Origin of the sequence: Xenorhabdus griffiniae (assembly GCF_015163655.1) — a bacterium.
GTDB classification, from domain to species: Bacteria; Pseudomonadota; Gammaproteobacteria; order Enterobacterales; family Enterobacteriaceae; genus Xenorhabdus; species Xenorhabdus griffiniae.
This window is the reverse complement of sequence record NZ_JADEUF010000157.1, coordinates 1-6,202: the sequence shown is the minus strand read 5'-3', so window position 1 is coordinate 6,202 and position 6,202 is coordinate 1. Positions and strand designations below refer to the sequence as shown.

10 protein-coding genes are annotated in these 6,202 nt (G+C 41.0%); 3 read left to right on the top strand and 7 right to left on the bottom strand.

What is annotated here, in order from left to right; translation table 11 throughout:
- Positions 1-82: IS1 family transposase (locus IQ211_RS17430; RefSeq protein WP_228011593.1), on the top strand; the 82-nt coding region annotated here is incomplete at its 5' end.
- Between the two features lie 247 nt (positions 83-329).
- Here the strand turns inward: IQ211_RS17430 and IQ211_RS17425 are convergent.
- The 6 genes from IQ211_RS17425 to IQ211_RS17400 form a co-directional block, all read right to left on the bottom strand.
- Positions 330-629: a helix-turn-helix domain-containing protein gene (locus IQ211_RS17425; RefSeq protein ID WP_189761166.1), complete on the bottom strand. Its 300-nt coding sequence runs from the start codon at positions 627-629 to the stop codon at positions 330-332.
- 1 nt (position 630) lies between these two features.
- Positions 631-981 carry a type II toxin-antitoxin system RelE/ParE family toxin gene (locus tag IQ211_RS17420; protein ID WP_189761167.1) on the bottom strand — a complete coding sequence of 117 codons (351 nt, stop codon included), beginning with the start codon at positions 979-981 and terminating at the stop codon, positions 631-633.
- A 277-nt stretch (positions 982-1,258) separates the two neighbouring features.
- Positions 1,259-2,032, bottom strand: a complete 774-nt coding sequence (locus IQ211_RS17415; protein WP_189761168.1) for an amino acid ABC transporter substrate-binding protein — start codon at positions 2,030-2,032, stop codon at positions 1,259-1,261.
- Between the two features lie 37 nt (positions 2,033-2,069).
- A complete protein-coding gene (locus IQ211_RS17410) occupies positions 2,070-2,834 on the bottom strand; it encodes an amino acid ABC transporter ATP-binding protein (RefSeq protein ID WP_189761169.1) in 765 nt (254 codons plus the stop codon).
- Complete coding sequence (locus IQ211_RS17405) at positions 2,812-3,519, bottom strand: amino acid ABC transporter permease (RefSeq protein WP_189761170.1); 708 nt, start codon at positions 3,517-3,519, stop codon at positions 2,812-2,814. Before IQ211_RS17405 ends, IQ211_RS17410 begins: the two co-directional genes overlap by 23 nt.
- A 163-nt stretch (positions 3,520-3,682) precedes the next feature.
- Complete coding sequence (locus tag IQ211_RS17400) at positions 3,683-4,450, bottom strand: amino acid ABC transporter substrate-binding protein (protein ID WP_189761171.1); 768 nt, start codon at positions 4,448-4,450, stop codon at positions 3,683-3,685.
- Positions 4,451-4,689: 239 nt separating this feature from the next.
- Here IQ211_RS17400 and IQ211_RS17395 point away from each other — a divergent pair, with 239 nt between their 5' ends.
- Positions 4,690-5,370: an AzlC family ABC transporter permease gene (locus tag IQ211_RS17395; protein ID WP_189761172.1), complete on the top strand. Its 681-nt coding sequence runs from the start codon at positions 4,690-4,692 to the stop codon at positions 5,368-5,370.
- Entirely contained in the window at positions 5,367-5,702 is a 336-nt protein-coding gene (locus IQ211_RS17390; protein WP_189761173.1) for an AzlD domain-containing protein, read from the top strand. The genes IQ211_RS17395 and IQ211_RS17390 overlap by 4 nt, the downstream gene beginning before the upstream one ends.
- 405 nt (positions 5,703-6,107) lie before the next feature.
- Here IQ211_RS17390 and IQ211_RS17385 read toward each other — a convergent pair.
- Positions 6,108-6,202, bottom strand: a 95-nt coding sequence (locus tag IQ211_RS17385) for an IS1 family transposase (protein ID WP_228011597.1), incomplete at its 5' end; no start/stop codon positions are given.

Sequence of the window (6,202 nt, the reverse complement as noted above, 5' to 3'; positions counted from 1 at the left end):
TAAAACATTAGGCTATTCAAAATCACCGGAAATGCATGACAAAGTCATCGGGACTTTTATCGAAAGAGAATATTATATTTAAGACCAATCAACATTTTGAATACGTGACCGAATCTCTCGACAACATATACGCATTAAACTTCAAGTTGCAATTTACAACACTATATGAAACTTGATTTTTCCCCGCTTAGCGGGGAAAAATCACACGTATCTTGAAGTTAGATTAGTATGGTTAATCTGAATTAAAGAAGGGAAATAATTAAAAATTGCTAGTATTAACCAATTGGATTCTGGTGTTAACAAGGTGGGACCACAGTCCCACTTATTTTTTAAATGGAAAAACTCATTGATTTACCATTAGGTAAATTAACACCTAGTGTCATTTCGCCGCCCATAGATTCAATATATTTTTTCAGCGTGGATATTTTCAGTTCATTTCCACGTTGTTCAATAGCAGCGACTGACGATTGTGCGATCCCCAAATTTTTAGCTACTTGGGTTTGTGATAGTTCTAATTCCTCACGAATTTGATAAAGTTGTGTTTCAAGCAGTAATTCTGCTGCTTTCTCTTTAATTCTATCTCTGCTTTCTGGACTGCGTTTGTCCATCAATTCTTTTAACGTAGCCATGTTATTTCTCCCATTTTTCCAAATGAATTTTGAATTGTTTATCAGCAATCTTGAGCATTTTTTTGTAGAACAATTTTTGGTTTTGCCCGGCCTTGCTACCAGCACAAAGAATGATCGCACTGCGATTCGGATCAAAAGCGAAAAACGCTCGAATGGGTTCACCAACATGTTGTATCCGTAGTTCTTTCATATTTGGATACTGTGAGCCATTCAAAGTATCAGCTAGTGGTCGTCCTAGCATTGGTCCTTTAATTTCCAGTACATGCATAGCAGCCAAAACATCTTCCTGTAGCTCATCAGATTGTTCATTAAACCATTGGTCAAATAATGTTGTTGTTATTATTTCCCACACACTGACTCTCTCTATATAATTGCAATATTATTTTATAGATCATAGTCTATAATTAGTATAGATTCTAGTCTATAATAATCAAGTCATTTATGAAATTGAGACGTAGTTTAGGTGTCACACGACTAATACAATAACTTACGACAAATGCCTGGGAGCGGGGGAGACTACGTCAGAATAGTAGTGTCATTCTCCCCGCCCTTGTGTGATAGCGTATGAAGAACGGGGTCTTACGGCACCTTGGAAAAAAACAACGCCATATTCTCAAGCAAAGAAAATTTTATTTGGAAATATCTACGCCAAAATATTTCTCAGAGATACGGGTATACGTACCGTCATCCTTTATCTCTTGTAGAGTCTTATTCACTGCTTCCAGTAACTCTGCATCCCCTTTACGCAGCAAGACGGCAGATTTACTCGCATCGGTTTGTTGGGCGACAATTTTTACCGGCGCATTAGGGCGCTGTTTTTTGAAGTCAAGGAATGACAGACGATCATTGAGTGTGGCATCAGCGCGTCCGGTAGCGACCAGATCAATGGCCTGGTTAAAGCCATCTGTACTGACCAAACTTGCGCCATAAGACGTTGCCAGTTGCCCGTAATTGCTGGTCAATGATTGGGCTGAGCGTTTACCTTTAATATCTGTGAAGGCTTTAATATCACTGTTATCGTTACGGGTTATCAACACAACCTGAGAAGTCGTATAAGGAATGGAAAAACTGTATTTCGCTGCCCGTTCGGGGGTGACGCCGACTTGGTTGATAACCGCATCAAAACGTTTAGCATCTAATCCGGCAATCAAGCCATCCCATTTAACTTCCATAAATTCAGGTTTGACGTTCAAACGTCGGGCAATTTCCCGGGCGATATCCACGTCAAAGCCGATTAATTTATTGCTGGCATCGTGGTAAGTAAAAGGAGGATAAGTGCCTTCCGTGCCAATCTTAAAGATGCCAGAGGCTTTGATGGCATCAAAATCTTCGCCGGCATAACCAGGGGCAGAAATAGCAAGGGCAGTCGCACTCGCCAGTAATAAATTCAAAATTTTTTTCATCGTGTTTCTCCGAATAAATAATGTACGTGACTGCTCGCTATATTTCCCAATCCGGTAAAGTTTCTGTCAGGGTTGAAATAAACTCGACAGTTCGTACCTTACTGGGGTGGGTAAAGAGGGTTTTTGCCGTACCCGATTCAATAATTTCACCAGATTCCAGAAATACGACATCATGAGCAAGATTAGCAGCCAGGCGCAGATCATGCGTTGCCATTAACATGGTCGTGCCTTCTCCTGCTAATTGCTTCAAAACCGAGACGACTTCTTTCGATAATTCGGGATCAAGCGCCGAAGTCGGTTCATCGCACAGCAGCACTTTGGGGGAAGGTGCCATCGCTCTGGCGATGGCCACACGCTGCTGCTGACCACCTGACAGTGTGGCTGGCCAAACATCCGCTTTGTGGGATAAGCCGACTTTTTCCAGCAACGCCAGCGCCCGTTCTCTGGCGCGTTCGCGGGACCATTTCTGTACCCAAATCAGCCCTTCCATAATGTTTTCAATCACAGTCAGATGCGGGAAAAGCTGAAAGTTCTGGAATACCATGCCGGTTTGCAGGCTAAAACGCTGAATTTCCCGATGCGGCAATCGCTCCTTACCCGTAAAAGTGATCTGTTCTTTGCCGATTTCCAGCTTGCCAGCCTGTGGGATCTCCAACAGATTAATGCAACGCAGCAAGGTACTTTTACCGCTACCGGAAGGGCCAATCAGTGCCGTCAGGCTGCCTTCTTTAATCGTCAGGTTAATATTTTTCAGCACCTTCTGTCCGTCGAAACTTTTTTCAATGTTGGTAAGCTGAATCATTTTTGGCTTCCTTATGGTTGCTGCTGTTTTGCTGAGCGAATTTCTTTTCCAACCGCACTTGCAGTGCTGATAATACTGAACTCAAAAGGAGATAAAGAATGGCGGCCTCGGTATACAGGATTAACGGTTGATAAGTGACGGCAGCGATGCGCTGTGCCGCCAGAAACATTTCTGGCACGGTAATAACAGAAGCCAGAGAAGTGTCTTTTACCAGCGAAATAAAGGTATTGGACAAGGGAGGAATCGAAACCCGCGCCGCCTGTGGCAGAATAATCCGACGCAGTGATTGCCACCAGCTCATGCCGATAGAGTGAGATGCTTCCCATTGCCCTTTGGGAACCGAGATTAGTGCGGCACGGATCACTTCTGAGGTATAGGCACCGACATTTAGGGTAAAGCCGATGATGGCGGAGGTGAACGCGTCCAAAGTAATGCCCGCGCTAGGCAGGGCGTAGAAGATCAGGAATAACTGAACCAGCAGAGGCGTACCGCGAATCAACCAGACGTAAAACCGAACGACAGCAACCAGTGGTTTAGGGCCATATAGCCTAATTAAAGCAACGATAAACCCCAATGAGATCCCAAGTGCGAATGTAATCAGCGTGAGGGGAATAGTGAATGTCAGGCCGGCGTAAATCATCGGCCATAGAGAATCCAACGCTAAATTGAGCCATGATGGGGTCATAGAACCTTCCTGATAGATATTAAAAATATGTTTATTTTTTATAGGGTTGTTTTAATGATGATATGGCAAGAAAAGGTGAACTCTATATACAATAAAGTTATAGCTTAGAACATAAGATTTATTTTAAAAGCCTATTCCATTAGGCTCTTATTTTCATTATTGATTAGTCGCTTTCGGCGAAATATTTATCCCAGATACGTTGATAAGTCCCATCCGCTTTTATCTCAGTAATCGCTTTATCTACTGCGGTTTTTAATTCAATGTCATTTTTACGTAATAACACAGCAGATTGTGCTGCCTGGGTATCTGCGGCAACAATTTTTACCGGAGCATCCGGGCGATGTTTTTTGTAATCGAGGTAAGAAAGTTTATCGTTGATTGTTGCATCTGCACGGCCTGTGCTCACCAAATCGACTTCCTGATTAAAGCCATTAGTGCCGATAATGTCGGCGCCATAATGTCTGGCGATCTGGGCAAAGTTATTGGTCAGGGTATGTGCCGATTTTTTCCCTTTTAAGTCGCTAAATGTCTTAATATCGTTGTTATCTTTTCGGGTAATCAGTACAGCTTCTGAAATAACGTAAGGCTGGGAAAAACTGTATTTTTTCTCGCGTTCCGGTGTAATAGCGATTTGGTTCATCACGGCATCGAAACGTCCAGCATCAAGCCCACCAATCAAGCCATCCCATTTACCTTCAATAAATTCGGGCTGCACTTGCATGCGAAGTGCAATTTCACGGCCGATTTCCACATCAAATCCGGTCAGTTTTCCAGAGGTGTCATGATAACTGAATGGGGCATAAGCGCCTTCAGTCCCAATCCTGAATATGCCTGTGGAATGAATGTTATCAAGGGTGGATTGTGCATAAGAGAAGTGGGTGAAACCCAATTGAATAATGCCCGCTAATAATATATTTAGTACGGCTTTCATGTTATCTATTTCTCCAAGAAGGAATTATTGTTTTTAAAATTATCTTCACTATAGCGGTAATATCATAAGCCTTATATATAAAATAAAGTTATATCATATCCTGATGTTACTGCTGATAAATTAGGGTCATATTGATTATCGTTTAATTATATTTATCATAAGCTATATCAGCTTCTCAGTTACCCTAAATATAACGCTAATATAGGTGCCAAGTGTTGAATTCACTCTTTCGGAAAGGCATGGTTGATTCTTTACCTGTTTGTATCTCTTTTTTCTTTATTTTTACTTCAATTGGTGCGCTTTATCAAAGTCACGGTATCCCATTAATGGAAACGTTGGTCGGATCATTGTTGATATATGCCGCACCGTTACAAGTGGCTGCGGTTGGTTATCTGGCTGACGGGGCGATACTTTCTGTTATCGTTTTGGCATTGCTGATTAACTTCCGCTTTTTCTTGATGGCGATGGTGATGTCGCAATATTTTCGTGGCATCCCTAAGCGAAATATTTTGCTGTCGATGTTAGGATTTAGCGCCAGCATTTATACGGTGACGCACGCACATCTCTCTGCGGAAAATATCACGGATGGGAAATCCCAATTTCATTTTTATCTGGGGGTTGCTGTACCCTGTTTTGTGATCACCTTCTGTGCCACGTTGTTGGGGTATATTTCAGCCGAATATCTGGATTACGATTCCTTTTCGCAATTCCTCGTGATGTTAGTTCCTGTCCATTTTGCCTCCCTGACTGCCAGGCGTTCAGGCAAGGATATGTCTGTTCTGGCAACAGTCATGGGTGGGTTATGTGCACCGTTATTGAATGAAATGGATATGAAATTAATCGATCTGATAGTCCCTGTTTTATGTGGGATAGGGATTGCGTTCATTGAACAGAAAATCAGACAGGATAGAAGATTATGATGCTGTTGATCGTATTGATGGGATTAATCAGTTTTATATTAAGAGCTGCCCCTTTTTTGATGAATGATAATCGCTTATTAAAGGGAAAGCGTTTTCTCATTACTGCGCTGGATTATGCCATCTGTTTTATTCTGGGGACGATTATCGTTAATATTTCATTGAATAATCTGACTCTAAGTGAATTAATTGCACAATTTAATATTAAATATCTATTCGCATTGATTACGGTAGTGTTAGCTTATTTTATCAGCAAATATACGCATTCAATCTTAAAGAGTTTGGGGTTTTCTCTGCTGTTTTTTATGTTAATGCAGTGGTTGTTTTATTCCTGAGAGGGTATCTGAGTTCTGGTTAAATAGCGTTTCAAAATAATAGGAGTATTCCTTACCCCGTGCGGGGTAAGGAACTCCAACATCTGATACGCTTAGTATTATGAAAACCTATTTAAACTGTTACCAAAGTATTCATTTCTAAGTGAGCAATATTTAGTGACAGTTTATTTTTTTAAGGCAATAAAAAATGACAGGATTGCGCATCACTGTGAAACTTAATGCTGTTACGTTATAAAATAATTATTATTGTAATTAAATGGTATATCAATAGTTAACTTTTTGTTTATTATTTGTGTGAGTTATTGAGCCTATACTCCAAGAGTCATCGCGAGTTTCGGCATGACATCTAATTTAAAAATAAGGAGATATCATGAGCAAATTACAACGTGAGGTCATGATTCCAATTTATTGATAGTGACGAATGTTCAAATAATACCCAATGACTCTGTCATGCATTTCTATGGATTTTGAAAAAGATAAGGTCTTGCGAGTCAGTCTTG

Coding starts and splice junctions, on each gene's coding strand:
- IQ211_RS17405 (WP_189761170.1), bottom strand. CDS start 3,519: ATGACCCCATCATGGCTCAATTTAGCGTTGGATTCTCTATGGCCGATG.
- IQ211_RS17395 (WP_189761172.1), top strand. CDS start 4,690: ATGGTTGATTCTTTACCTGTTTGTATCTCTTTTTTCTTTATTTTTACT.
- IQ211_RS17400 (WP_189761171.1), bottom strand. CDS start 4,450: ATGAAAGCCGTACTAAATATATTATTAGCGGGCATTATTCAATTGGGT.
- IQ211_RS17410 (WP_189761169.1), bottom strand. CDS start 2,834: ATGATTCAGCTTACCAACATTGAAAAAAGTTTCGACGGACAGAAGGTG.
- IQ211_RS17425 (WP_189761166.1), bottom strand. CDS start 629: ATGGCTACGTTAAAAGAATTGATGGACAAACGCAGTCCAGAAAGCAGA.
- IQ211_RS17415 (WP_189761168.1), bottom strand. CDS start 2,032: ATGAAAAAAATTTTGAATTTATTACTGGCGAGTGCGACTGCCCTTGCT.
- IQ211_RS17390 (WP_189761173.1), top strand. CDS start 5,367: ATGATGCTGTTGATCGTATTGATGGGATTAATCAGTTTTATATTAAGA.